We start from the raw sequence: 25,642 nt of genomic DNA on the forward strand, positions 1-25,642 counted from the left end.
CTTAAAACCCATACCTTTGATGCACTAGACTGCAAAAATCGCCCTTAGCGTTCCATTTGGAGAACGATGGTGGAAGACCTCAACACCCTCTACTACTTCACCCAGGTCGTCGAACACCAGGGTTTCGCCGCCGCCGGCCGTGCCCTGGACATGCCCAAGTCCAAGCTCAGCCGGCGCATCGCCCAGCTCGAGGAACGCCTCGGCGTGCGCCTGATGCACCGCACCAGCCGCCATTGCTCGCTCACCGAGATCGGCCACGAGTACTACCAGCGCTGCCTGGCCATGCGCGTGGAAGCGGAAAGCGCCGCAGAGGTCATCGAGCGCAACCGCTCCGAGCCCCAGGGCCTGGTGCGTATCAGTTGCCCGACCGCGCTGCTCAATTCCTGGGTCGGGCCGATGCTGACCCGCTACATGCTCAAGTACCCGCTGGTGGAGCTGTTCATCGAGAGCACCAACCGCCGGGTCGACCTGATCCACGAAGGGTTCGACATCGCCCTGCGGGTGCGCTTCCCGCCCCTGGAAAGCAGCGATCTGGTGATGAAGGTGCTGGGCAACAGCACCCAGTGCCTGGTGGGTCACCCGGACTTTCTCCCGCGCCTGTCGCACCCCGCCTCGCCCGCCGACCTCAGTGGCCTGCCGAGCCTGCACTGGGGCGCGGCGCAGCGCGAATACCACTGGGAACTGTTCGGCCCGAACGAGGCCCTGGCGCAGATCCGCCACAAGCCGCGCATGGTCACCGACGACCTGATCGCCCTGCGCCAGGCAGCGCTGGCGGGGATCGGCATCGTCCACCTGCCGAGCGTGGTGGTGCGCGACGACATCGCCGCCGGGCGCCTGGTGCAACTGGTGCCGGACTGGACGCCCAAGTGCGGGATCGTCCATGCGATCTTCCCGTCGCGCCGGGGCCTGCTACCCTCGGTGCGCACCCTGATCGATTTCCTCGGCGAGGCGTTCAGCCACAGCGACATGACCTGAGGGCGGCATGGCCGGATCTTCCGGCCTGTGGCGGTTTTGACACTGGCCGGGATAATATTTCGAGCATAATATTTTCCCTCGAACCCTTGTTCCGCTCATGAGGAAACGCCCATGCAAAGCCCATCACGCGACGCCACCCTGGCCCAGTGGATTGCCCAGGAGCAGGCCATGCGCACACGCCTCGCAGGTCCAGGCAGCCTGTCCCTGGCCGAAGTCAGCGCCCTCTCGCCCACGGAATTCTTCGACGGTATCGGCAACGGCGAACTGCCCTCGCCGCCCATTGGCACGTTGATGGATTTCATCCCGATCGAATGGTCCGCCGGGCATTTCGTGTTCCAGGGCACACCGGACTCCCGACACTACAACCCCCTGGGCAGCGTGCACGGCGGTTATGCCGCGACCCTGCTGGACTCCTGCATGGGCTGCGCGATCCACACCCGGCTGCAGAAGGGCCAGGGCTACACCACCCTGGACCTGCGCATCAGTTATGTCCGAGCCCTGACCGGTGCCAGCGGGCCGATCCGCGCCGAGGGCAAGATCGTCCACCTGGGCCGCTCCACCGCCCTGGCCGAGGGGCGGATCTACGACGTCGACGGCCGTCTGTATGCCACCGGCACCACTACCTGCATGATTCTTGAGCCCCGGGGCTGAGACGGTCGCGTACCGGACACGCTGACCAATCCTGGCGAGTACGGGCTGAGTTTTTTGGCAAACAAGCGAGCACCGGGGACAGGACGCTGGCCTGGGGTGAAGAGCCCGAGGCTCGACCTTGAAGGAAGCTGACCGGCAGCGCCGTCGCCAGCCTGGAGCACGATCATCGCCCGACCAACCCCGCCGGCATTGCACCGGCGTGGGGCTCAGGCCTCAGCGTAAAAAGGCATTGCGCAGCATGCCATCGGGCGTGATCGCTTCCTCGTTGGAACTGTCGAGAAACCTGCCGGCCGCCGGGCCATGGTTCCGGCGACCGGTGTCGATGGCCCACATCAAGCGACTGAGGGTGTCGTGGTCCGGTAACGACAGGCTGCTGATATACATCTTGCGGTGCCGGCCCGCGGGAATCGAGGACATCCCGAGCAGCTCGCAGTCATAGACCAGCACGTGACGGATCTGCGGGTTGTCCATGCAGAACGCCAGGATATCGAGCCGGGCATGCTGTCCCAGGGAGGCATTGATGATCACCAAATCCATGGGCTCACTGCCATATTCCACGACATTCAACACTTCGGAGAGCCGATACATCGGCGCAATCCGGTAGTAACCCAGCTGGTTCAATACCCGCTCGATCTTCATACGATGAAAATGCTGTTCATCGGCAATCAGGATTCGTAACGTTTTATTCGGCATTTTTCGCAACCATGAAAAAAGTCTTATGTGGCAGGCTCCAAGCCTATGGATGAAGGCTAGGGGAGCCACAGGGAGTTTTCTCTAAGGGTTTTCTGAAAATACCTACCTTGCAGGACTTAACAGATGATTTTCGCTGTTTCACCAGCCTGAGTTAGCAGCGTTATCTGTGCAGTCGCCGAGATTATTCCGACCGCCCCCAGGAAACCTATTCCTCCCGGGAACCAGGAGGATTGATATGGGCAATGAACCGCTGGAGGATTTCCGAGGTGGCGCGACGCACCCAGAAAACCTCCTGCTGCGCGGGGGCGCCGAGGAGCACCGGCAACGGGCGCTCGGTGCGACCGCCATAGATCAGGGCATGGCGGACCTGCGGATTGCCCAGGCAAAACGCGCCGGCGTCCACCCCGGCGGCGAAGGCCAGCTCGCCGCTGAGCAGCAACAGGTCGAAGTTCTCGAAGGGTTCGCAGGAATAATGAGTCAGGGTCACCAGCTCGCGGAAGGACAACACCGCGGCCACACGGAAGTACCCCAGGCCATTCAGCAGCCGCTCGATACGCACGCTCTGCGTACAGGACGAATCGGCGATCAGGATTCTCAAACGCTTATTGGGCATGGGCGCGGCAACTGTCGGCGGAACACCAGAGGTGCAAAAGACTATCCGATGGGCCTTGCCCGACTCTTTAAGAGGAATCCCAAAGCGGGGCTATAAACCAGAGTTTTTCCTTGGGAAATGGCTTACCTCATCGGTAGGACCCCGCGGCCGATGCCCAGCCGACAGAACCGCTCACCCGCCCTCGAATACCCATCGACCGGGGTCATTCCGTGGTGCTGGGGCTCCAGAACGCCTGCTCCACCAGCGCCGAGGTGGACAGGCGCGCCACCAGGGCATCGAGCTCGTCGCCGTCCACCGAAGTGATGGCCAGGGTGGCTTCGATTTCTACGTCGTCGCTGCCGAAGGCATGGACATCGATATCGCTGGCCGGGTAGTTGCTGCGTTCCAGCTCCGCCTCGAGCAGGGCAAACACGGCCTTCTGCTGGGAGCGCCGGGCAATGACGTAGACGATGTTGGTGACCTCGGCGGAGATCACGTCCAGCGGCTGGCGGTTGATGTTGTTGACGATCGGTCGCAGCAGGGTATTGGCCGCCAGCACGAACAGCGTGCCGAGCAAGGCTTCCAGGATCAGGTCGGCCCCGGCGCAGGCCCCCACCGCCGCCGAGGCCCAGAGCGTGGCCGCGGTGTTCAGGCCACGGACGTTGCCCTCCTCGCGCATGATCACCCCCGCGCCGAGAAAGCCGATGCCGGACACCACGTAGGCCACCACCCGCACCGCGCCGTCGGCGCCACCGAGGCGGTTGGCCATGTCGACGAAGATCGCCGCGCCCACCGCCACCAGCACATTGGTACGCAGGCCGGCGGTGCGCTGCCGGTACTGCCGCTCGAAGCCGATCAGGCCGCCGAGGATAAAGGCCGCGCTGAGGCTGACCAGGGTGTCCACCAGGGACGCCAGGTTGATGTTCCGCAGGGCTTGCATCGGAACTGTCCTTGGGATTGAGGGAGGTTCGACCAGCGGACCGCTGCGCGGTGGGGCCAGCCGGTGCAACGACTATCTTGCGCCGGCGTGCATTACGAGCAGATGGCGATTGTCGGGGGACTCAAGGAATCAGGCCCACTTCATTGCCATCCAAACCGCCGGATATAGAACCCCTTCACCGCCTGGGTCAGCGCCATGTACGCCAGCAGAATCGCCGGCAGGAACACGAAGTACAGCGACGGCAGCGCCTGCAGTTTGAAGTAGTGCGCCAGCGGCCCCATGGGCAGGAAGACGCCGATGGCCATGATGATCCCGGTCATCACCAGCAGTGGCGTGGCCGCGCGGCTTTGCAGGAAGGGGATCTTCGGCGTGCGGATCATGTGCACGATCAAGGTCTGGGTCAGCAGCCCGACCATGAACCAGCCGGACTGGAACAGGGTCTGGTGGTCCGGGGTGTTGGCGTCGAAGACGTACCACATCAGGGCGAAGGTGCCGATGTCGAAGATCGAACTGATCGGCCCGAAGAACAGCATGAAGCGCCCGACGTCCGAAGGCTGCCAACGCTGGGGCCGGGCCAGCAGGTCGGCGTCGACGTTGTCGAACGGGATGGCGATCTGGGAAATGTCGTACAGCAGGTTCTGCACCAGCAGGTGCATCGGCAGCATGGGCAGGAACGGGATGAAGGCGCTGGCCACCAGCACCGAGAACACGTTGCCGAAGTTGGAGCTGGCGGTCATCTTGATGTACTTGAGCATGTTGGCGAAGGTCCGCCGCCCTTCCAGCACGCCCTCCTCCAGCACCATCAGGCTCTTCTCCAGAAGGATGATGTCCGCTGCCTCCTTGGCGATGTCCACGGCACTGTCCACCGAAATGCCGATGTCGGCGGTGCGCAGCGCCGGCGCATCGTTGATGCCGTCGCCCATGAACCCCACCACATGACCGTTGCCCTTGAGCAGGCGGACGATGCGTTCCTTGTGGCTCGGGGTCAGCCTGGCGAAGACATTGGTGGTCTCCACCGCCTGGGCCAGCTGGGCGTCGCTCATGCGCTCGATGTCGTTGCCCAGCAGCAGGCCCTGTTGCTCCAGGCCGACTTCGCGGCAGATCTTCGCGGTCACCAGCTCGTTGTCGCCGGTCAGCACCTTCACCGCCACGCCATGGGCGGCCAGGGCCTGCAGGGCCGGCGCAGTGCTGTCCTTGGGCGGGTCGAGGAAGGCCACATAGCCGATCAGGGTCAGCTCGCGCTCATCCGCCAGGCTGTAAGTCTCGCGGCCCGCCGCCATGGGCCGCGCCGCCACCGCCACCACCCGCAACCCCTCTTCGTTGAGGTCGGCGGTGACCTGGCGGATCCGCGCCAGCAGGCTGTCGGTCAAGGCTTCCTCGGCATCGCCGTGGCGCACGTTGCGGCACACCGCCAGCACTTCTTCCACCGCCCCCTTGCAGATCAGCAGGTGCGGCCGCTGTTTCTCGGCCACCACCACCGACATGCGCCGCCGGTTGAAGTCGAAGGGAATCTCGTCGACCTTCTGGAACGCCGTGCCGACCCGCAGTTCACGCTGCACCTCGACATGCTCCAGCACCGCCACGTCCAGCAGGTTCTTCAGGCCGGTCTGGTAGTAGCTGTTCAGGTAGGCCATTTCCAGCACCTGCTCGGACTCCTCGCCCCAGACATCCACATGCCGGGCGAGGAAGATCTTGTCCTGGGTCAGGGTGCCGGTCTTGTCGGTGCACAGCACGTCCATGGCACCGAAGTTCTGGATCGCGTCCAGGCGCTTGACGATGACCTTCTTGCGCGACAGGAACACCGCGCCCTTGGCCAGGGTCGAGGTGACGATCATCGGCAGCATTTCCGGGGTCAGGCCCACGGCGATGGACAGCGCGAACAGCAGCGCCTCCATCCAGTCGCCCTTGGTGAAGCCGTTGATGAACAGCACCAGCGGCGCCATCACGAACATGAAGCGGATCAGCAGCCAGCTGACCTTGTTCACCCCGCTCTGGAACGAGGTCGGCGCCCGGTCGGTGGCCCCGACCCGCTGCGCCAGGGCGCCGAAATAGGTGGCGTTGCCGGTGGCCAGGACCAGCGCGGTGGCCGCGCCGGACACCACGTTGGTGCCCATGAACAGGATGTTGTCCAGCTCCAGCGGGTTGAGGGTCGCGGCGTCCTGCTGGCGCGGGAACTTCTCCACCGGCATCGATTCGCCGGTCATCGCCGCCTGGCTGACGAACAGGTCCTTGGCGCTGAGCACCCGGCAGTCGGCGGGGATCATGTCGCCGGCCGAGAGCAGCACCAGGTCCCCCGGCACCAGCTCGCGGATCGGCAGCTCCAGGCGCTGCAGCCCCGAGTTCGCCACGGCCGCCCCGTGCAACCGGACGAACACCGACGGCGATGGCTCGGCCACGTCACGGCGCAGCACGGTGGCGGTGTTGCTGACCATGGCCTTGAGGGCATCGGCGGCCTTGTTCGACTTGGCCTCCTGCCAGAAGCGCAGCAGGGTCGAGAGCACCACCATGGACAGGATCACCGTGGCCGCCTTCAGGTCTTCGGTCAGCCAGGAGATCAGCGCCAGCAGGCTCAGCAGCAGGTTGAAGGGGTTCTTGTAGCAATGCCACAGGTGCACCCACCACGGCAGCGGCTGCTCATGCTCGACCTCGTTCAGACCATGCTGCTCGCGCAGGGCCTGGACCTCGGCCTCGCTCAGGCCGTCGGTATGGCTGCCGAGGCGTTCCAGCAGACCCGCGGCATCGCTGTTGGCCGCGGCCACCAGGGTCTGCGCGAGGCTCGGCGGCACATCGCGGCTGACGCTGGCGTCGCTGAAGCTTTCCAGCAGGGCCAGGCGGCGAAAGTGCCGGGCGAAGTGCCGGGTCCGCAGGAAACCGGCAAAAAACTCTTTGAGCAGGGTGAGGTTCATCGATGTCCCCTAACGGTCGGCGCCGCGGGACTCGCAACAGGTACGGGTTCGCCGGCCGCGCAAGCGCGCGCCGTAGCGGCGATGCGGCACAGGGCCGGGCATCGCCCACTGGTGCAGTGTCGACGGGAAGGCATCGGGAGCGGGCCGTGAAGGCCGCGATCGGGAAGCCGCCGCTCGCTGTTACGGCGAGACAACGGCGCAAAAAGCGGAGACGTTATCTGGCCGGGAAGGGGCCGGTCAGTACAACCGGCCGACTACTGTCACTCGAACACGTACCCACTGTGGGTCTCCGCTTGATGGAAAACGCGCGCAGCTTACGCCGCGGTTTTTGCAGAGTAAATCGACGCCAGAGCGCCGGTCGGGGAATCGAAAAGTTCTTCAGCGAAGGTTCAGAAATGAGCGGTAGCGAAGGCGGGATGGGGGGATTTGCGGGGATATCGAGGGGACTGGAATGGGCCGGCTACGCCGTCCATCGCGGGCAAGCCTCGCTCCTACGTAGGAGCGAGGCTTGCCCGCGATGAGGCCCGAACGTCCCACGCGGGAACCTCGGGCCCGACGCCAAATCAGCTGGCGGTAGCCAGCAACAGATCGCGCACCGACCGGCTGTGGCGACCCTTGTCGTGCTCGTACAGCGAGGCGGCGATTTCCTCGGCGCGGATCGGCAACACCGACAACAGGGTGTCGCTCAGGCCGTGGCTGGCCTGGCTGAAGCCCTGGGTGTAGATGCCGGCCTTGCAGCGCTCGTCGGTGATGACCCGGTAGTTGCGGTCCACCTCGAAGTCGCCCAGGTAGTCTTGCAGCGGCGCCAGCAGCGCGCGGTGGGTCTGGCGCTCGTAGCCGGTGGCCAGGATCACCGCGTCATAGTGGCGGGTGCTCAGCTCGCCGGTGGAAGTGTTGCGCAGCAGCAACTCGATGCCCTGCTCGGTGGCGGTGGCCTTCTCCACGGTGGTCTGGGTGCGGAACACATGGCGCTCGACGCCGGAGACCTTCTGCCGATAGAGAATGCCGTAGATGCGCTCGATCAGGTCGACGTCCACCACCGAATAGTTGGTGTTCTGGTATTCGTGGACCAGGCGTTCGCGCTCGCTGTGCGGCTGCTGGAACAGCAGGTCGGTGAAAGCCGGCGAGAACACTTCGTTGACGAACGGGCTGTCGTCCGCCGGCTTCAGCGCCGAACCGCGGACCAGCATGTCCACCTGCACCCCAGGGTAGCTGTCGTTGAGGTCGATGAAGGCCTCGGCCGCACTCTGCCCACCGCCGACGATCGCCACGTTCATCGGCTTGCCGCTGGCACACGGTTGGTTGGCCATGCGCTCCAGGTAATGGGCGTGGTGGAACACCCGGCCATCGTCCTTGAGCGCCTTGAAGGTCTCCGGGACCAGCGGCGTGCCGCCGGGGCTGACCACCACCGAACGGCTGGTGCGCACGAACTCCTGGCCCTGGCTGTCACGGGAAATCACCCGCAGCGCCTCGACCTGCTGGTTGTGCAGCACCGGCTCGATGCCCAGCACTTCCTCGCCGTAGCGGCTCTGCTCCTGGAAATGCCCGGCGACCCAGCGCAGGTAATCGTTGAACTCCATGCGGCACGGATAGAAGGTGCCCAGGTTGATGAAGTCCACCAGGCGCCCGTGGTGCTTGAGGTAGTTGACGAAGGAGTACGGGCTGGTCGGGTTGCGCAGGGTCACCAGGTCCTTGAGGAAGGAAATCTGCAGATCGCTCTGGGCCACCAGCGTGTTGCCGTGCCAGCGGTAGTCGGCCTGCTTGTCGAGAAACAGCGCGTCCAGCGGCCCCTGAATCTGCCCGCGCTCTTCCAGCGCGATAGCCAGCGCCAGGTTCGAGGGGCCGAAACCGATACCGATCAGGTCGTGAACGATGGTCGATGCAATTGCCTGTGTCATTTCCAGTGTCCTCTGGATAAATCCCTTAACGCGGGGAGAAATCGACGGTGACCTGAGAGGCCCATGGCGAGGCAGCAGGTCGTCTGTTGAGTAGGAACGAGGACAGTGAAAAAAAATTTAACAAAGAAGGATCAATGGGCGTCCCACTGCCGGACGCGCACCCGGCAATGCTTCATCGCGTTGACGATGTGCTTCTCCACCAGGCTGCGGGAGATCCCCAGGCGCGCGGCGATCTCGGGGTGGGACAGGCCTTCGAGCTTGCGCAGCAGGAAACTTTCCCGGCACAGCGCCGGCAGTTCCGCCAGGGCGCGCTGCAGCATGTCCAGGCGCTGGCCGTGGTCGATGCTCGACTGCGGCGACGGGCTGAAAAAACGCTCTTCGTTGTCGAGCACATCCAGGGGCTCGACCTGGCGCAAGGCGTTGCGCCGGTGGCCGTCGATCACCAGGTTCAGCGCGGTGCGATAGAGGAAGGCCCGCGGTTGCTCGATCGGCGTGTCGCTGGAGCGCTCCAGCACCCGCACATAGGCGTCATGCACCACATCTTCGGCCACCTGCAGGTTGCCCAGCTTGGCGTTGAGGAAACACACCAGCTCGCGATAGTAGTTTTCCAACATGACTCCCGACCGCACCTGCGGCTTTGTCCTTGAGCGCGACCGGCGAGCCGCCCATGGGCAGCCGGTTCGATGATGGCCGTTTAGAAGTGGCGTAATTTATAGTAATTCTCATATAGATTTAAAGTGCCGCGTCGATTCGCCGCCCCTCTTTTCATCGGCTATACCTGAAGGCTTTACCTGTAACGCCATGTTTCCCGGCTTAAATTCCCCCCGGCCCGCCTCGTTTACCTGACAGCTCCCCGTCTCTGTCGCCCAGGCGGCAGCCTCTCGCCCTGCCCATCCCCCGGGTCGGGCCGGACCACGGGCCGACTTCCTCTGGCCGGAACCCTGCATGAAACGTCCCCGTCACCCCCGACGCGCCCTGCTTGCCACCCTGTGTCTGATTCCCGTCGTGGCCTTCGCCACCTGGCAGATCCTGCCGCCGGGGCGCGACCAGTTCGCCACCGTGCAGGTCAGCCGCGGCACCATCGAAAGCAGCGTCACCGCCCTGGGCACCCTGCAACCGCGACGTTATGTCGACGTCGGCGCCCAGGCCTCCGGGCAGATCCGCAAGATCCACGTCGAGGCCGGCGACACGGTCAAGGAAGGCCAGTTGCTGGTGGAAATCGACCCGGCCACCCAGCAGGCCAAGCTCGACGCCAGCCGCTTCTCCATCGAGAACCTGCAGGCCCAGTTGCAGGAGCAGCGGGCGCAGAACGAACTGGCCCGGCAGAAGTACCAGCGCCAGCAGAACCTCGCCGCCGGCGGCGCGACCCGCGACGAAGACGTGCAGACCGCCCGCGCCGAACTCAAGGCCACCCAGGCGCGGATCGACATGTTCCAGGCGCAGATCCGCCAGGCCCAGGCCAGCCTGCGCAGCGACCAGGCCGAGCTGGGCTACACCCGCATCTATGCGCCGCTGTCCGGCACCGTGGTGGCGGTGGACGCCCGCGAAGGCCAGACCCTCAACGCCCAGCAGCAGACCCCGCTGATCCTGCGTATCGCCCGGCTGTCGCCGATGACCGTCTGGGCCGAGGTTTCCGAGGCCGACATCGGCCACGTCAAGCCGGGCATGACCGCCTACTTCACCACCCTGAGCGGCGGCAGCCGGCGCTGGACCAGCACCGTGCGGCAGATCCTGCCGATCCCGCCCAAGCCGCTCAACGAAACCAGCCAGGGCAGCGGCAGCCCCAGCAGTTCGAGCAAGAGCGGCAGCGGCCGGGTGGTGCTCTACACCGTACTGCTGGACGTGGACAACGCCGACAACGCACTGATGGCCGAAATGACCGCCCAGGTGTTTTTTGTCGCCGACCGCGCCCAAGACACCCTGACCGCGCCGATCGCCGCCCTGCAGGACAGCGCCGAGAGCGGCGTCCAGTTGGCCCGGGTGGTGGCGAAAAACGGCGCGATCGAGGAGCGCAAGGTGCGGGTCGGCATCAGCGACCGCTTGCGCATCCAGGTCCTGGACGGCCTCGCCGAAGGCGAACACCTGCTGATCGGCCCCGCCAACAGCAGCGGAGGTTGAATGCAGACCCCGCTGATCGACCTCAAGGACATCCGCAAATCCTACGGCGGCGGCGACACGCCGCAGGTGGACGTGCTGCGCGGCATCGACCTGGCGATCCACGCCGGCGAATTCGTCGCCATAGTCGGCGCCTCCGGCTCCGGCAAATCGACCCTGATGAACATCCTCGGCTGCCTCGACCGCCCGACCTCGGGCGAGTACCTGTTCGCCGGGGAAAACGTCGCCCAGCTGGGCAGCGACGAGCTGGCCTGGCTGCGCCGCGAGGCCTTCGGCTTCGTGTTCCAGGGCTATCACCTGATTCCGTCCGGCTCGGCCCAGGAAAACGTCGAGATGCCGGCGATCTATGCCGGCACCCCGGCGGCCGAGCGCCACGCCCGCGCCGCCGCCCTGCTGGAGCGCCTGGGCCTGGCCAGCCGCACCGGCAACCGCCCGCACCAGTTGTCCGGCGGCCAGCAGCAACGGGTGTCGATCGCCCGCGCGCTGATGAACGGCGGCCATATCATCCTCGCCGACGAACCCACCGGCGCCCTCGACAGCCACAGCGGCGCCGAGGTCATGAGCCTGCTCGACGAGCTGGCCAGCCAGGGCCACGTGGTGATCCTCATCACCCACGACCGCGAGGTCGCGGCCCGGGCCAAGCGCATCATCGAGATCCGCGACGGCGAGATCGTCAGCGACACCGCCGAGCAGCAGCCCGAGGTCCAGGCCAGCGCCAACGGCGGCGCCCTACAGGCGGTGGACCTGCGCCAGCGCCTGGCTGCCGGCAGCGAACACAACGGCGCCTGGAAAGGCGAGCTGGTGGATGCCGTGCAAGCGGCCTGGCGGGTGATGTGGATCAACCGCTTCCGCACCGCCCTGACCCTGCTGGGGATCGTCATAGGCGTGGCCTCGGTGGTGGTGATGCTGGCGGTGGGCGAAGGCAGCAAGCGCCAGGTCATGGCGCAGATGGGCGCCTTCGGCTCGAACATCATTTACCTGAGCGGCCATATGCCCAACCCGCGCACCCCACCCGGCCGGATCACCCTCGAGGATGTCGCGGCGCTGGCGGCGCTGCCCCAGGTCAAGCGCATCATGCCGGTCAACGGTTCCGAGGCCGGCGTGCGTTTCGGCAACGTCGACCATATGAGCTATGTCGGCGGCAACGACACCAACTTCCCGGCGATCTTCAACTGGCCGGTGGTCGAGGGCAGCTATTTCACCGAAGCCGACGAGCGCGCCGCGGCCGCGGTGGCGGTGATCGGCAAGAAGGTCCGCGACAAGCTGTTCAAGGACATGGCCACGCCCCTCGGCCAGTACATCCTGATCGAGAACGTGCCGTTCCAGGTGGTCGGCGTGCTGGCGGAAAAAGGCACCAGCTCCGGCGACAAGGACAGCGACGACCGCATCGCCATCCCCTACTCCGCCGCGAGCATTCGCCTGTTCGGTACCCATACCCCGGAATACGTGGCGATCGCCACCAGCGACGCGCGCAATGTGAAAGAGGCCGAGCAGGCCATCGACCAGCTGATGCTGCGCCTGCACAACGGCAAGCGCGACTTCGAGCTGTTCAACAACGCGGCGATGATCCAGGCCGAGGCCCGCACCCAGAACACCCTGTCGCTGATGCTCGGCGCCATCGCTGCGATCTCGCTGCTGGTGGGCGGCATCGGGGTGATGAACATCATGCTCATGACCGTGCGTGAACGCACCCGCGAGATCGGCATCCGCATGGCCACCGGCGCCCGCCAGCGCGACATCCTGCGCCAGTTCCTCACCGAGGCGGTGATGCTCTCGGTGGTCGGCGGCCTGACCGGCATCGCCCTGGCGCTGCTGATCGGCGGCGTGCTGATCTTCAGCGAAGTGGCGGTGGCCTTCTCCCTGGTGGCGGTCCTGGGCGCCTTCGCCTGCGCCCTGGTCACCGGTGTCGTCTTCGGTTTCATGCCCGCCCGCAAAGCCGCCCGGCTCGACCCGGTCACGGCCCTCACCAGTGAATGATCGACCTATGAAAGCGCCCCTCAACCTCATCGCCGCCAGCCTGTTGCTGGCGGCCTGCAGCGGCCCCGCGCCGCGCCCGGACAGCGGCCTGCGGGCACCGGCCGCCTGGTATTCGCCCCACACCGCGGCGGCGACCCAGGACAACCGCCAATGGTGGACCCGCTTCGGCAGCCCGGAGCTGGACCGCCTGATCGAACAGGCCCGGCTGGGCAGCCACGACCTGGCCGCCGCCATGGCCCGGGTGCGCCAGGCCCAGGCCACGGCGGTGATCGCCGGCGCGCCGCTGCTGCCGGAACTCAAGGGCGCGCTCAACGCCAACCGGCAGAAGCTCATGCGCGGCAACGGCTACAGCCAGCTGGACACCAACAGCGGCAACGACGCCGTGGACTACTTCGACGCCAGCCTCAGCGCCAGCTATGAAATCGACTTCTGGGGCGGCCGGCGCGCCGCCCGCGACAGCGCCGTGGACAGCCTGCGGGCCAGCGAATTCGACCAGGCCACCGTCGAGCTGACCCTGCTCAGCGGCGTCGCCAACAGCTACGCCCAGGTGCTGTCGCTGCGCGAGCAGAGCCGCATCGCCGAACTCAACCTGGCCAATGCGCAGAGCGTGCTGAGACTGGTGCAGACCCGCTTCGACGCAGGCTCGGCCACCGCCCTGGAACTGGCCCAGCAGAAAAGCCTGGTGGCCGCCCAGCAGCGTCAGCTGCCCCTGGTGCAACAGCAGGCCGAGGACGCGCGGATCACCCTGGCCGCCCTGCTCGGCCAGCCGGTGCAGAACCTCGAGCTGGGCCAGCAGCCCTTCACCCGTTTGACCTGGCCGAGCATCGATGCCGGGGTGCCCAGCGAGCTGCTGAGCCGGCGCCCGGACATCGCCAGCGCCGAGGCCCGGCTCGCCGCCGCCCAGGCCGACGTCACGGTGGCGCGGGCGGCGATGCTGCCCACGGTCACCCTGAGCGCCAGCCTCGGCTCGGGGAGCAATACCGCCTCACAGATCCTGCGCAGCCCGTTCTACAACCTTACCGGCGCTTTGGTCGCACCGATCTTCAACGCCGGCCGTCTGAGCGCCGAACGGGACAAGGCCCGGGCGCGCCAGGAAGAGCTGTTGGAAACCTATCGCGGGGCGATCGTCAACGGCTTCGCCGACGTGGAAAAGGCCCTCGCCAACATCCGCGGCCTCGACCGCCAGCGGCAGTGGCAAAGCGAAGAACTGCAACAGGCGCAGACTGCCTTCGACCTCTCCCAGAGCCGCTACCAGGCCGGCGCCGCCGACCTGCTGACCGTCCTGGAAACCCAACGCACCCTATACGCCGCCCAGGACCAGAACGTGCAACTACGGCTGTCCCGGCTGCAGGCCAGCGTCGCCCTGTACAAGGCCCTGGGGGGCGGCTGGAAAGCGCTCTGAACCCGAATCACGACTGACAAACGCCGGGCTTGCGTAGCCGCTGTCGAGCGCCAGCGAGGCTGCGATCGACCGCGAAGCGGGCGCCGGATCAGCCGACACCCTCCATCAGACACACCGCGCCGCCCGGTTTTACGGGGCTATGCCCCGATCGCAGCCTCGCCAAGGCTCGGCAGCGGCTACAGGGAATGGATGTAAGCCTCTGTCGCCGCTGTCGAGCGCCAGCGAGGCTGCGCAGCGGGCGCCGGGCCAGACGATGCGGTGTTACAGCATCCGCTCGCGCACTTTCAGGTGGCGGGCGTACCACGGCCGCTTGGGCACTTTGCGGAACAGCTCGGGAAGCTTGTCTTCCTCGGCGTAGGTGATGCGCAGCGCCAGCTTCATGGTTTCCGGGTCCATCTCCACCGAACGCCCTACCTGCAGGCCCGGGGTGGTGCTGCAGCCGTGGGTGTCCGGCCCCAGCCAGGGGTCGTCGACCTCGACCCAGCGCCCGGAGGCGAACCAGGGCACACCGTTGACTTCAAGGCGGCTGACCTCGCCCGGATGGAACCGCTCATGGGCGCGGAACCAGTCTTCCACGCGATCGTCGATCCAGCCGTGGAACGACCAGAACACCGGGTTCACATGGGAGGAAAACGGATCGCCGAGGAAGTCGTTTTCCGCGGCGTACCAACGTGCCGCGAAGTCCGCCGGATCCCGGGCGAACGGCACCGGCGCGCCATTGGAAGGGTCCCGCGGTACCGAGGCCCAGCGCATGTGCAGCCAGTCGTGCAGGCCCAGCTCCAGTTCGGAACCGAACTGCCCCAAGCTCAGCGTCGCCAGGTAGCGCGGGTCGCGGTAGCGTGACTCCCAGACCTGGAAATTGCTGTGGTAGGTCTCGGCGGTCTTGATATCGCTGACCCACTGGGTGTAGTCGGCGTCGTCGCTGGCCAGCCAGGTCGGCGGCAAGGCAAAGCCGTCGTGGTTGTCGAAATAGCGGGCGAACCCCTGGCGGTCGCGGGCCAGCTCCGGCTGCGGCGTGGGAAAGTTCGACCAGGACGGCAAATCCTGCATGGAGCGCGCGGTGCCGAGCATGTGCCGGTGCATGAAAAAGAAGTCGATGCCCGAGCCGTTGCGGTCCTTGCGCTTGCCCCGGGCGTCACGCTCCCGGCCGGGCGGACCGGGCTGCCAGCCGATGCCGCGCAGGGCATCGCGTTTTTCTTCGGACAGGGTGTGCCACTTGTCCCGCGAGGCATGCCACAGCTGGTGGAACAGCCGGTGCTCGGGGGAAATCAGCCAGGCCAGCAACGTCGGGTCCAGGCCGATGCGCTGGCGGGCTTCGGGGAACAGCTGCTTGGTGGCGACAAAACGATTGTCCTGCTCGGGCAGCGCCAGCGACCGGTCCAGGCGCTGGATACGACCACTGAGGGTGCCGCTGCCGGCATTACCGAAATCGGCCCAGACTTCGTCGAGCTTCACGCTGAATTCATAACAGGGCGCGCCGTCCCTGGCGTCGGCACTCACCAGGCGCCAGTAGAGCTGTTGCGGGTCGGGGGCCAGCAGATCGCCCACCACCTGGTAACGCGGCTCGGCGGTGCCGCGCAACGCCTCGGCGCTATCCAGGCAACCGCGCAGGCCGCGCCCACGCTGGGCGACGTCGAGAAACAGCTCCAGGCCCTGGCGCGGCAGCCCTGCCAGGCCACCCTCCGCGCCCTCGAAACGCAGGGTCCAGACCCCGCGCAGCTTGTCCGCCAACTGCTGGCCGGCGGTGTCCGCCAGATCGACCGTGGCTTCGCCGGGGGTCACCGGCTCCTCCTCACGCGTCAGTTCACGGTGCGCATACATGGCCGCCGGCACCGCGGCTCCGGTGAGCGCCAAGCCTGCGATAAACCCTCGTCGAGAAATCGTCATTGCCCTACCTGTGTCAGCCCTGAAGCAGGCTTTATCCCAGCTAGGACGATTGCTGAACGGGGAAATTTAGCCTCGCCGCCAAAGCCCGGCGCCCGCCACACAGAGCGGCCACGGAGCCTAATTTTCCACCGACCTCACTCGTTCCTCCCAGATAGCAAAAGGCGCACCGCTACCGGCACGCCCGCACCCCGGTGCGTACACCCTGACGGCGAACCCGACTGAGATGGCAATGACAAAACCACGTTCGAAAAAGGCTCTTTACATCGGTCTGCCGCTGGCGCTGGCCGTCAGCGTCGGGGCAGGTTTCCTGGCCTGGGACTATTGGTTCCGTGGCAACCCCGGCTACCCGGTCAAGGTCATCAAGCAGGCCGACGAGCTGCAGGAACGCCTGCTGTCGTTCGACAGCCATATCAGCCTGCCGCTGGACTTCGGCGCCGCCGGCAACGAATTCGATAAGGACGGCGGCGGCCAGTTCGACCTGGTCAAGGCCAATCGCGGGCGTCTCTCTGGTGCCGCCCTGACCATCTTCGGCTGGCCGGAAATGTGGAACGGCCCGAATGCGCCGCACCGCCCCACCGAAGGCTTCGTCGAGGAAGCGCGCAACCAGCAGGAGGTGCGCTACAAGATCATCTCCGGCATGGTCCGCGACTTCCCCAACCAGGTCGGCATCGCCTACACCCCGGACGATTTCCGCCGCCTGCACGGCGAAGGCAAGTTCGCGATCTTCATCAGCATGCTCAACGCCTACCCCCTGGGCAACGACCTGAACCTGCTGGACCTGTGGACCGCCCGCGGCATGCGCATGTTCGGTTTCAGCTACATCGGCAACAACGCCTGGGCCGACTCCTCGCGGCCGCTGCCGTTCTTCAACGACTCGCCGGACGCCCTCGACGGCCTGTCGGACATCGGCAAGCAGGCGGTGCATCGCCTCAACGACCTGGGGGTGATCATCGATGTCTCGCAGATGTCGACCAAGGCCCTGGAGCAGGTGGCGCAACTGAGCCGCACGCCGATGGTGGCCTCGCACTCGGCGCCGCGGGCCTCGGTGGATATCCCGCGCAACCTCAGCGACAAGGAAATGCAGCTGATCAAGAACAGCGGCGGCGTGGTCCAGGTGGTCGGCTTCTCGCAGTACCTGCGCCCGCTGACCCAGCCCACCCAGGACAAGCTCAACGCCCTGCGCGCGCGCTTCGACCTGCCACCGCTGCCGAACCTGGCCATGGCCCTGATGCCGGGCGACCCGATCATCTCGGCCTGGCCGGAACAGCGGTTCGGCCAGTACGCCAGCGAGCTCTACGCCATCCTCGAGGAAGAGCCCAAGGCGACCCTCAAGGACCTGGGCGACGCCATCGACTACACCGTGCGCAAGATCGGCATCGACCATGTCGGCATCAGCTCGGACTTCAACGAAGGCGGCGGGGTCAAGGGTTGGGAGAACGTCGGCGAGATCCGCAACGTCACCGCCGAGCTGCTGTCGCGCGGCTACTCGGAGGCGGACATCGCCAAGCTCTGGGGCGGCAACTTCCTGCGGGTCTGGGACCAGGTGCAGAAGGCCGCGAACCCTTCCGTACAGCCCGTGGCCAACCGTTGATTCTTTTGCCGACAAGTGAAGCGCAACCATGACTGACCGCCGTACCTTTCTCAAACAGGCCGGCCTGCTGGCCGCCGGCCTGCCCCTGGGCAACACCGCCCTCGCCGCCCTGGCCCAGGCCGACGACGCTCGCGACGACGCGCCGGCCGCCGGGGACAAATGGCAGCGCCTGCGCCAGCTGTTCGACCAGGATCCGGACTACCTGCACTTTTCCAACTTCCTGGTGACCTCCCACCCCAAGCCGGTGCGCGACGCCATCGCCCGCCACCGCGCGAGCATCGACCGCAACCCCGGCCTGGCCATGGACTGGGAACTGCAGGAGACCTGGAAGCGCGAAGCGCAAGTGCGCCAGTGGGCCGGGCGCTACCTGGACGCCAAGCCGGGGCAGATCGCCCTGACCGGCAGCACCACCGAAGGCCTGGCGCTGATCTACGGCGGCATCCATGTGCGCCCCGACCAGGAGATCCTGACCACGGTCCACGAGCACTACGCCACCGAGTACAGCCTGGACTTCCGGGTGAAAAAACAGGGCACCCAGGTGCGCAAGATCAAGCTGTTCGAGAACGCCCATACGGTGTCGGCGGACGAAGTGCTGGGCTCGATCAAGCGCAATATCCGCCCCAATACCCGGGTGCTGGGCATGACCTGGGTGCAGTCCGGCAGCGGGGTGAAACTGCCTATCGGCCAGATCGGCCAACTGGTGGAAGAACTCAACCGCGAACGCGCCGAGGCGGATCGCATCCTCTACGTGGTCGATGGCGTGCACGGCTTCGGCGTGGAAGACCTGAGCTTTCCGGAGATGCACTGCGACTTCTTCATCGCCGGCACCCACAAGTGGCTGTTCGGCCCCCGCGGCACCGGGATCGTCTGTGCCCGTTCCGAGGAACTCAAGGACCTCACGCCGACGGTGCCGACCTTCTCCGAGGACAACAATTTCGCCACCTCGATGTCCCCCGGCGGCTTCCACGCCTTCGAGCACCGCTGGGCCCTGGACGAAGCCTTCAAGCTGCACCTGGAGCTGGGCAAGGACGAGGTCCAGGCGCGGATCCACAGCCTCAACAGCTACCTGAAACAACGCCTGCGGCAGCACCCGCAGATCGAACTGGTCACGCCGCTGAGCACCGAGCTGTCCGCCGGTTTCACCTTCTTCCGGGTCAAGGGCCAGGACTGCGACGCGGTCGCCACCTACCTGATGCAGAACCGCGTGGTGGCCGATGCCGTGGACCGCGACGTCGGCCCGGTGATCCGCACCGCTCCCGGACTGCTCAACGACGAAGCGCAGATCGACCGTTTCATGGACTTGCTGGCGCGAAAACTCTGAGACCGCGCCGCTGGCGATCCACCTTTGCCTACCTTCGAGATGACTCATGACCACTAGATCTACTCACCCCTCCGCCCCGCCGCTGCCGTTGAAAAAACTCTGCGCCGCGTCCCTGCTCGCCCTGTTCGGCAGCCTGCTGTCCCAGGGCGCGCAAGCCGCCACACCGCAACCGGGCCAGGTGTTCAAGGACTGCAAGGACTGCCCGGAAATGGTGGTGCTGCCCGCCGGCACCTTCACCATGGGCACCCCGGACGACGAGGTCGGCCGCGAACCGGACGAAAGCCCGATGCATGACGTGACCTTCGCCAAGCCCTTTGCCATGAGCCGCTTCCAGATCACCGCCGGCGAGTGGGACAGCTACGTCAAGCAGACCGGCGTGGTGATCGCCAACGGCGACACCCGCCCCGGGCGTGAATGCATCGCCAGCAAGCCGCGCTACAAACAGGGCCCGCGCCAGCCGGCGGTGTGCATGGACTTCGCCGATGTGCAGGCCTATGTCGCCTGGCTGTCGAAAAAGACCGGGCACCATTACCAGATGGTCAGCGAGGCCCAGCGCGAATACGCCGCCCGTGCCGGTTCCAAGGGGCCCTTCCCGTTCCCGTTCGACGAGGGCAAGGGCTACAACATCGCCCAGCACGCCAACACCTACGGCCCGGCCGACGGCTACAGCTTCACCTCGCCGGTGGGCAGCTACCCGGCCAACGCCTTCGGCATGTACGACATGCACGGCAATGTCTACGAGTGGATCGCCGACTGCGAACACGCCAACTACGTGGGCGCTCCCACCGATGGCAGCGCCTGGGTCGAGCCGGGCTGCGAAGCGCTGCAGATCCGCGGCAACGACTGGGGCGAAGCGCCGGTGTTCTCCCGCTCGGGCAACCGCAACAACATCTACCCAAGCACCCGCGGCGACTGGATCGGCTTCCGCGTCGTCCGCGAGCTGTAACCCCCTCCCTACGGCAGCAGCTACAGCCCTGTAGCCGCTGTCGAGCACCAGCGAGGCTGCGATCGCCTGCGCAGCGGGCGCCAACCCGACAACCCCATCCATCAGACATACCGCGTCGTCAGGTTTTACGGGGCTGCGCCCCGATCGCAGCCTCGCCAAAGCTCGGCAGCGGCTACGGGGGTAGGCCGCTGTAGCCGCTGTCGAGCGCCAGCGAGGCTGCGATCGACCGCGCAGCGGGCGCCGGGTCGGGCGCCCGTCCAAGGGGTTCAGCCCTGCTTGGCCAGCAGTTCCAGGCCTTCGTGCAGGGCCGGGAACAGGCTGTTGTTGAAGTTGTTCCAGCGCAACTCGAGGATGGTGTCGTCCGGGGCGATGGTGGTGTTGAGCACGTCGTGGAACACCTCGCCGGAATCGATGCCGTTGTCCACGTAATGGAAGGACGCGCCGGTCTTGTACAGCGGCTCCACCGGCACGGTTTCCCGGGTGGCCCAGTCCACCACTTTCTGCCCCCGGGCACCGTACAACGCATTCCAGGTGGCGTAGGCGCCGCGACGCTCGTAGGGCGACTCGATACGGGTGATGCCCGGGTGGATATTCATGATCCGCCGCGCGAACGGCGCCCCCGGCCGCACCAGCTCATCGAGGATCACCAGCAGGCCGTCGAGGACCACGATGTCGGCCTTCAGCTCCACCAGGGTGTCGTGCAGACGGCGCTCGAAATCCTGCTTGCCGGCGATATGCTCGGCCGAACCCCGCGGATGGCGGCGATAGGTGGACGGCACGCTGAGCAGCAGGTCGTTGACCAGGCGCCCCTGCACCCGCAGGTCCGCCGGGTACAGCCATTGCCGGCCCGGCTGATAGGCAAAGCCGTAGTCGCTCACCAGTTGCTGGTCCCGCGGCGACTGCTCGTCATCGTCGTACACCACCCCGACCAGCTCGTAAGCCTCGCCCAGGGGCGTCTGGTTCAGCGACTCCACCAGGAACTCCAGCACCGACTTCATATAGCGCTCGTGATCCTTGTAGGCCACCGGCTGCCCCGCCTTGTCGGCGGCCGCATTCCTCAGGGACCAGACATACACCAGATTCTTTTTCGTCATTTGCTCGCTCTCGCTCAATGGATCAGGCACTGCGTCGATACACGTGCGCCCACAGCACAAGAACGAACCAGGCCCCGGGCAATTTATCCGTGGCCCGCCCCCCGAGCTAAATACTGCCGCCAGGGTTTCGTCTGTCAGGAGTACGGGTCTGCATGCCCCGACCCTTTATCCACTCCCGGGAACCCCTTATGACCGACCCCAAGCGCGGAGCCTTCCACGGCCTGCTCGCCCTGCTCAGACCCTTTCGCACCACGGTGGTGATTTCCGTTGCCCTGGGCATGGTCGGCGGCCTGGCCATCACCCTGCTGCTGGCCACCATCAACAACGCCCTGCACTCGCAGACCGGCATGACCCAGGGCGTGGTCCTGACCTTCGCCGCCCTGTGCCTGCTGGCGCTGACCAGCTCGATCGTCTCGGACATCGGCACCAACTATGTGGGCCAGCGCATCATCGCCGCCCTGCGCAAGGACCTGGGCGAAAAGGTCCTGTCGGCGCCCATCGGCCAGATCGAGCGCTATCGCTCCCACCGGCTGATCCCGGTGCTGACCCACGACGTCGACACTATCAGCGACTTCTCCTTCGCCTTCACCCCGCTGGCCATCGCCGCCACCGTCACCCTGGGCTGCCTGGGCTACCTGGCGTACCTGTCGGTGCCGATGTTCCTGATGATGGTGGTCGCCATCGTCATCGGCATCAGCGTGCAGTACGTGGCGGGCGGCAAGGGGATCCGCGGTTTCGACCTGGCCCGCGACCAGGAAGACGAACTGCAGCGCTACTACAACGCCATTGCCTCGGGCGCCAAGGAGCTGCGCATGCACCGCCCGCGCCGCTATCGGATGAACACCTACCGGATCCAGGAGACTGCGGACCGCATCGCCTCGATCCAGGTGCGCTCGGTGAACATCTACATCCTGGCCAAGACCTTCGGCTCGATGCTGTTCTTCGTGGTCATCGGCCTGGCCCTGGCCATGCAGGCCTACTACCCGAACCCGGACCCGACCGTGATCACCGGCTTCGTGCTGGTGCTGCTGTATATGAAGGGCCCGCTGGAAAACCTGGTGGCCTACCTGCCGGTGGTGGGCAAGGCGAAGATCGCCTTCGGCCGGATCAGCGAGCTGTCCGAACGCTTCTCCTCCCCCGAACCGCACCTGCTGCTGGACGACAGCGAAGCGCCGAAACCGGTGGTGCACAGCCTGGAGCTGCGCGGTGTGCGCTACAGCCCGCCGCCGGTGGAAGGCAGCGAGCCGTTCCACCTGGGGCCGATCGACCTGAGCATCAAACAGGGCGACATCGTGTTCATCGTCGGCGAGAACGGCTGCGGCAAGACCACCCTGATCAAGCTGCTGCTGGGCCTGTACCAGCCCCAGGCCGGGGAGATCCGCCTGAACGGCGAAGCCGTGACCGACCCGGCCCGCGACGACTACCGCCAGCTGTTCACCACGGTGTTCGCCGACTACTACCTGTTCGACGACCTGGTCCAGGGCAGCGGCGGCCCGTCCCTGGACAGCGCCGCCCAGTACCTGGACCGCCTGGAGATCGCGCACAAGGTCAGCATCAAGGACGGCGCCTTCACCACCACCGACCTCTCCACCGGCCAGCGCAAGCGCCTGGCCCTGGTCAACGCCTGGCTGGAAGAGCGCCCGGTGCTGGTGTTCGACGAGTGGGCCGCGGACCAAGACCCGGCCTTCCGGCGGATTTTCTATACCGAGCTGCTACCGGACCTCAAGCGCCTGGGCAAGACCATCGTGGTGATCAGCCACGACGACCGTTACTTCGATATCGCCGACCAGCTGGTGCGCCTGCACGCCGGCAAGGTGGTGCAGGAAATGCAACCGGCCTGATTTTTTTCCGGTTTGTTCAGGGATGAACGTCTCACTATCGGTAATGAGAATTAACCGCAATAAATACCTATAACTGCCATCCCCAAACACAGAAGAGAACGCATCCATGCCAGCACTACTCGGTCTCAGTCCTCTGAGTAAAGCGCTATCCATGCGAAAGGCCCTGAACATCAACCTTCTCCCCAGCGCCCTGGCCCTCGCCGTGTCGCTGCCGGTAGCCGGCTATGTACAGGCCCAGGAGATCGAGCTGGACATCCCCGTGCAATCTCTGGGCAGCGCCCTGCAGGAATTCGGCCGGCAGACCAACCTGCAGGTGCTGTACAGCCCGCAGGACGTGCAAGGCAAACAGAGCACCGCGGTGAAGGGCAAGATGGATGCGCAGCGGGCTATCGGCATCCTGCTGGGCGGCAGCGGCATCCGCTACAGCCTGCAAGGCAACTCGCTGACCCTCAGCGCCGCCAGTGCCAGCAGCGAGGGCCTGGAGCTGAGCCCGACCCAGGTCACCGCCAACCAGCTGGGCAACGTGACCGAGGGCACCGGTTCCTACACCCCGGGCACCATCGCCACCGCCACCCGCCTGCCGCTGACCTTGCGCGAAACCCCGCAGTCGATCAGCGTGGTCACCCGCCAGCACATGGACGACTTCGCCCTCAACAGCGTCGACGCCGTCATGCGCCATACCCCGGGCATCACCGTGTCGTCCTTCGACACCGACCGGACCAACTACTACTCCCGCGGTTTCTCGATCAACAACTTCCAGTACGACGGCATTCCCTCCGCCGTGCGCAACGTGGCCTATTCGGCGGGCAACACCCTGAGCGACATGGCCATCTACGACCGCATCGAGGTGCTCAAGGGCGCGTCCGGCCTGCTCAGCGGCGCCGGCTCCCTGGGTGGCACCATCAACCTGGTGCGCAAGAAGCCCACCGCCGACTTCCAGGGCCACGCCACCCTGGGCGCAGGTTCCTGGGACAACTATCGCAGCGAACTGGATGTCAGCGGCCCGCTGACCGAAACCGGCAACGTCCGCGGCCGGGCCGTGGCCGCCTACCAGGACAAGAATTCGTTCATCGACCGTTACTCGAGCAAGAACTCGGTGTTCTACGGCATCGTCGAGTTCGACCTGTCGCCCGATACCCTGCTGACCGTGGGCGCCGACTATCAGGACAACGACCCCAGGGGCTCCACCTGGTCCGGCAGCTTCCCGCTGCTCAACTCCAAGGGCGAGCGCAACAGCGCCAAGCGCTCGTTCAGCAACGCCACCGACTGGAGCAGCTGGCAGCAGTACACCCGCACCGTCTTCGCCACCCTGGAACACGACTTGGGCGACGGCTGGGTGACCAAGCTGCAACTGGACCACAAGTACAACGGCTATGACGCGCAGATGGGCTCGATCCAGTTCGACCAGCCCCAGCCCGACGGCAGCGCCGAAATCAACGCGCAACGCTACAAGGGCGACACCACCAGCGACTCGGCCGACCTCTATGTCAGCGGCCCGTTCAGCATGCTCGGCCGCGAGCATGACCTGGTGCTGGGCGGCTCGATCAGCAAGGCCCACTGGAAAGGCAAGGGTTACTGGGACGAAACCTTCTCGGTGCCCAACCGCGTGGACTACAACAACTGGCACGGCAACCTGCCCAAGCCCGACTGGGGCCCGGTGTCGCAGCGCTCCGACGACGTGATCCGCCAGACCGGTGCCTACATGACCACCCGCCTGAACGTGACCGACGACCTGAAAGTGCTGCTGGGCGGGCGCGTGGTCAACTACAGCCAGACCGGCCTGACCCCGAGCTTCACCGAGTCCGGGCGGTTCATTCCCTATGCCGGGGCGATCTACGACCTGAACGAGAACTTCTCGGTGTACGCCAGCTACACCGACGTGTTCATGCCCCAGGAGAACTACTACCGCGACAGCAATCGCAAGCTGCTTGAACCAGACGAGGGTGAGAACTACGAAATCGGGATCAAGAGCGACTTCTTCGACGGTCGCCTGAACGCCAGCCTGGCCTATTTCGAGGTCAAGGAAAACAACCGCCCAATAGCGGATGACGACTTCAACAACAAGAACCCGACTCTTCCATACGCATACAAGGGCAGCAAAGCGACCACCAAGGGCTACGAACTGGAAGTTTCCGGCGAGCTCACCCCGGGCTGGCAGGTCCAGGGCGGCTACACCCACAAGGTGGTGCGCGACGACAACGATGTGAAGCTCTCGACCTTCGAGCCCGAAGATCAGCTCAGCCTCTACACCACCTACAAGCTCACCGGCAACCTGGACAAGATGACCGTCGGCGGCGGCGCGCGCTGGCAGAACAAGGCCTGGCAGCAGATCTGGAACAGCCCCAAGAACAGGAATGAAGACATCACCCAAGAATCCTACTGGGTGGTGGACCTGATGACCCGTTACCAGGTCACCAAGAACCTGTCGGCGACACTCAACGTCAACAACATCTTCGACAAGTACTACTACACCAACGTCGGTTTCTATAACTCCGCCATCTACGGCGAACCGCGCAACGTCATGGTCACCACCCGCTGGGACTTCTGATCCCGACGCCCCGCGTCTCCCCGCGCCCTGGAAAGGTCCTGCCTTCCCGGGGCGTTTTTTTTGCCTGCGATGCCTGCCGTAAACCTGACCACGCGATATGCCTGTGCCCGGGTTACGACCGCTGCGCGCTCGAGCGCAGCCTCGCCAGGGCTCGGCAGCGGCTACAGGGCCATGCACGGCTCCGGATCGGACGGGCTGTCGTAGCCGCTGTCGAGCGCAGCGAGGCTGCGATCGGGGCGCAGCCCCGTAAAACCTGACGATGCGG

The 25,642-nt window shown here is 65.7% G+C and carries 18 protein-coding genes; 10 read left to right on the plus strand and 8 right to left on the minus strand.

The genetic code is table 11. From position 1 onward, the window contains the following. Positions 1-66: 66 nt before the first annotated feature. Both ACQKQA_RS02305 and ACQKQA_RS02310 read left to right on the plus strand, forming a co-directional pair. Positions 67-975: a LysR family transcriptional regulator gene (locus ACQKQA_RS02305; protein WP_427553072.1), complete on the plus strand. Its 909-nt coding sequence runs from the start codon at positions 67-69 to the stop codon at positions 973-975. A 111-nt stretch (positions 976-1,086) separates the two neighbouring features. After that, on the plus strand, positions 1,087-1,626 hold the full coding sequence (locus tag ACQKQA_RS02310; RefSeq protein ID WP_427553074.1) for a PaaI family thioesterase: 540 nt from the start codon (positions 1,087-1,089) through the stop codon (positions 1,624-1,626). 213 nt (positions 1,627-1,839) lie between these two features. Here the strand turns inward: ACQKQA_RS02310 and ACQKQA_RS02315 are convergent, their stop codons facing one another. The 6 genes from ACQKQA_RS02315 to ACQKQA_RS02340 form a co-directional block, all read right to left on the minus strand. Beyond that, the gene (locus tag ACQKQA_RS02315) at positions 1,840-2,319 is read right to left on the minus strand and encodes a hypothetical protein (protein ID WP_427553077.1); all 480 of its coding nucleotides are present in this window, start codon (positions 2,317-2,319) and stop codon (positions 1,840-1,842) included. Positions 2,320-2,524: 205 nt separating this feature from the next. After that, a complete protein-coding gene (locus ACQKQA_RS02320; RefSeq protein WP_427553079.1) occupies positions 2,525-2,932 on the minus strand; it encodes a hypothetical protein in 408 nt (135 codons plus the stop codon). A 202-nt stretch (positions 2,933-3,134) separates the two neighbouring features. After that, positions 3,135-3,851 (minus strand): MgtC/SapB family protein, encoded by a 717-nt coding sequence (locus tag ACQKQA_RS02325; protein WP_427553081.1) that lies wholly within the window; start codon positions 3,849-3,851, stop codon positions 3,135-3,137. Between the two features lie 140 nt (positions 3,852-3,991). Continuing rightward, positions 3,992-6,757: a magnesium-translocating P-type ATPase gene (gene mgtA, locus ACQKQA_RS02330; RefSeq protein WP_427553083.1), complete on the minus strand. Its 2,766-nt coding sequence runs from the start codon at positions 6,755-6,757 to the stop codon at positions 3,992-3,994. Between the two features lie 563 nt (positions 6,758-7,320). Next, positions 7,321-8,655 (minus strand): lysine N(6)-hydroxylase/L-ornithine N(5)-oxygenase family protein, encoded by a 1,335-nt coding sequence (locus tag ACQKQA_RS02335; RefSeq protein ID WP_427553085.1) that lies wholly within the window; start codon positions 8,653-8,655, stop codon positions 7,321-7,323. A 131-nt stretch (positions 8,656-8,786) separates the two neighbouring features. After that, a complete protein-coding gene (locus ACQKQA_RS02340) occupies positions 8,787-9,269 on the minus strand; it encodes a sigma-70 family RNA polymerase sigma factor (RefSeq protein WP_427553087.1) in 483 nt (160 codons plus the stop codon). Positions 9,270-9,600: 331 nt separating this feature from the next. Here ACQKQA_RS02340 and ACQKQA_RS02345 point away from each other — a divergent pair, with 331 nt between their 5' ends. Genes ACQKQA_RS02345 through ACQKQA_RS02355 form a run of 3 tightly spaced genes read left to right on the plus strand, consistent with a single transcriptional unit; the run spans position 9,601 to position 14,149 of the window. After that, complete coding sequence (locus ACQKQA_RS02345) at positions 9,601-10,773, plus strand: efflux RND transporter periplasmic adaptor subunit (protein WP_427553089.1); 1,173 nt, start codon at positions 9,601-9,603, stop codon at positions 10,771-10,773. After that, positions 10,774-12,747, plus strand: coding sequence for a MacB family efflux pump subunit (locus ACQKQA_RS02350; protein ID WP_427553091.1), 1,974 nt, complete (start codon positions 10,774-10,776; stop codon positions 12,745-12,747). Between the two features lie 7 nt (positions 12,748-12,754). Further along, the gene (locus tag ACQKQA_RS02355; protein ID WP_427553093.1) at positions 12,755-14,149 is read left to right on the plus strand and encodes an efflux transporter outer membrane subunit; all 1,395 of its coding nucleotides are present in this window, start codon (positions 12,755-12,757) and stop codon (positions 14,147-14,149) included. 261 nt (positions 14,150-14,410) lie between these two features. Here the strand turns inward: ACQKQA_RS02355 and ACQKQA_RS02360 are convergent, their stop codons facing one another. Next, positions 14,411-16,036: a PvdJ/PvdD/PvdP-like protein gene (locus ACQKQA_RS02360; RefSeq protein ID WP_427553094.1), complete on the minus strand. Its 1,626-nt coding sequence runs from the start codon at positions 16,034-16,036 to the stop codon at positions 14,411-14,413. Between the two features lie 229 nt (positions 16,037-16,265). Between ACQKQA_RS02360 and pvdM the strand changes: the two genes are divergently transcribed. Genes pvdM through ACQKQA_RS02375 form a run of 3 tightly spaced genes read left to right on the plus strand, consistent with a single transcriptional unit; the run spans position 16,266 to position 19,894 of the window. Beyond that, on the plus strand, positions 16,266-17,627 hold the full coding sequence (pvdM, locus tag ACQKQA_RS02365; protein ID WP_427553096.1) for a pyoverdine-tailoring dipeptidase-like protein PvdM: 1,362 nt from the start codon (positions 16,266-16,268) through the stop codon (positions 17,625-17,627). Positions 17,628-17,655: 28 nt separating this feature from the next. Further along, a complete protein-coding gene (locus ACQKQA_RS02370) occupies positions 17,656-18,948 on the plus strand; it encodes an aminotransferase class V-fold PLP-dependent enzyme (RefSeq protein WP_427553098.1) in 1,293 nt (430 codons plus the stop codon). Positions 18,949-18,994: 46 nt separating this feature from the next. Continuing rightward, the gene (locus ACQKQA_RS02375; RefSeq protein ID WP_427553100.1) at positions 18,995-19,894 is read left to right on the plus strand and encodes a formylglycine-generating enzyme family protein; all 900 of its coding nucleotides are present in this window, start codon (positions 18,995-18,997) and stop codon (positions 19,892-19,894) included. A gap of 266 nt (positions 19,895-20,160) precedes the next feature. Here the strand turns inward: ACQKQA_RS02375 and ACQKQA_RS02380 are convergent, their stop codons facing one another. Further along, positions 20,161-20,988 (minus strand): N(5)-hydroxyornithine transformylase PvdF, encoded by an 828-nt coding sequence (locus ACQKQA_RS02380; RefSeq protein ID WP_427553102.1) that lies wholly within the window; start codon positions 20,986-20,988, stop codon positions 20,161-20,163. Between the two features lie 188 nt (positions 20,989-21,176). On the opposite strand from ACQKQA_RS02380, the gene ACQKQA_RS02385 reads away from it, so the two are divergent. Together ACQKQA_RS02385 and ACQKQA_RS02390 are read left to right on the plus strand one after the other, a co-directional pair. Beyond that, the gene (locus ACQKQA_RS02385; protein WP_427553104.1) at positions 21,177-22,829 is read left to right on the plus strand and encodes a cyclic peptide export ABC transporter; all 1,653 of its coding nucleotides are present in this window, start codon (positions 21,177-21,179) and stop codon (positions 22,827-22,829) included. Between the two features lie 106 nt (positions 22,830-22,935). Continuing rightward, positions 22,936-25,377 carry a TonB-dependent siderophore receptor gene (locus ACQKQA_RS02390; protein ID WP_427553106.1) on the plus strand — a complete coding sequence of 814 codons (2,442 nt, stop codon included), beginning with the start codon at positions 22,936-22,938 and terminating at the stop codon, positions 25,375-25,377. Positions 25,378-25,642: the final 265 nt, after the last annotated feature.

This window comes from Pseudomonas sp. NPDC089530, from assembly GCF_050280705.1.
GTDB lineage: Bacteria > Pseudomonadota > Gammaproteobacteria > Pseudomonadales > Pseudomonadaceae > Aquipseudomonas.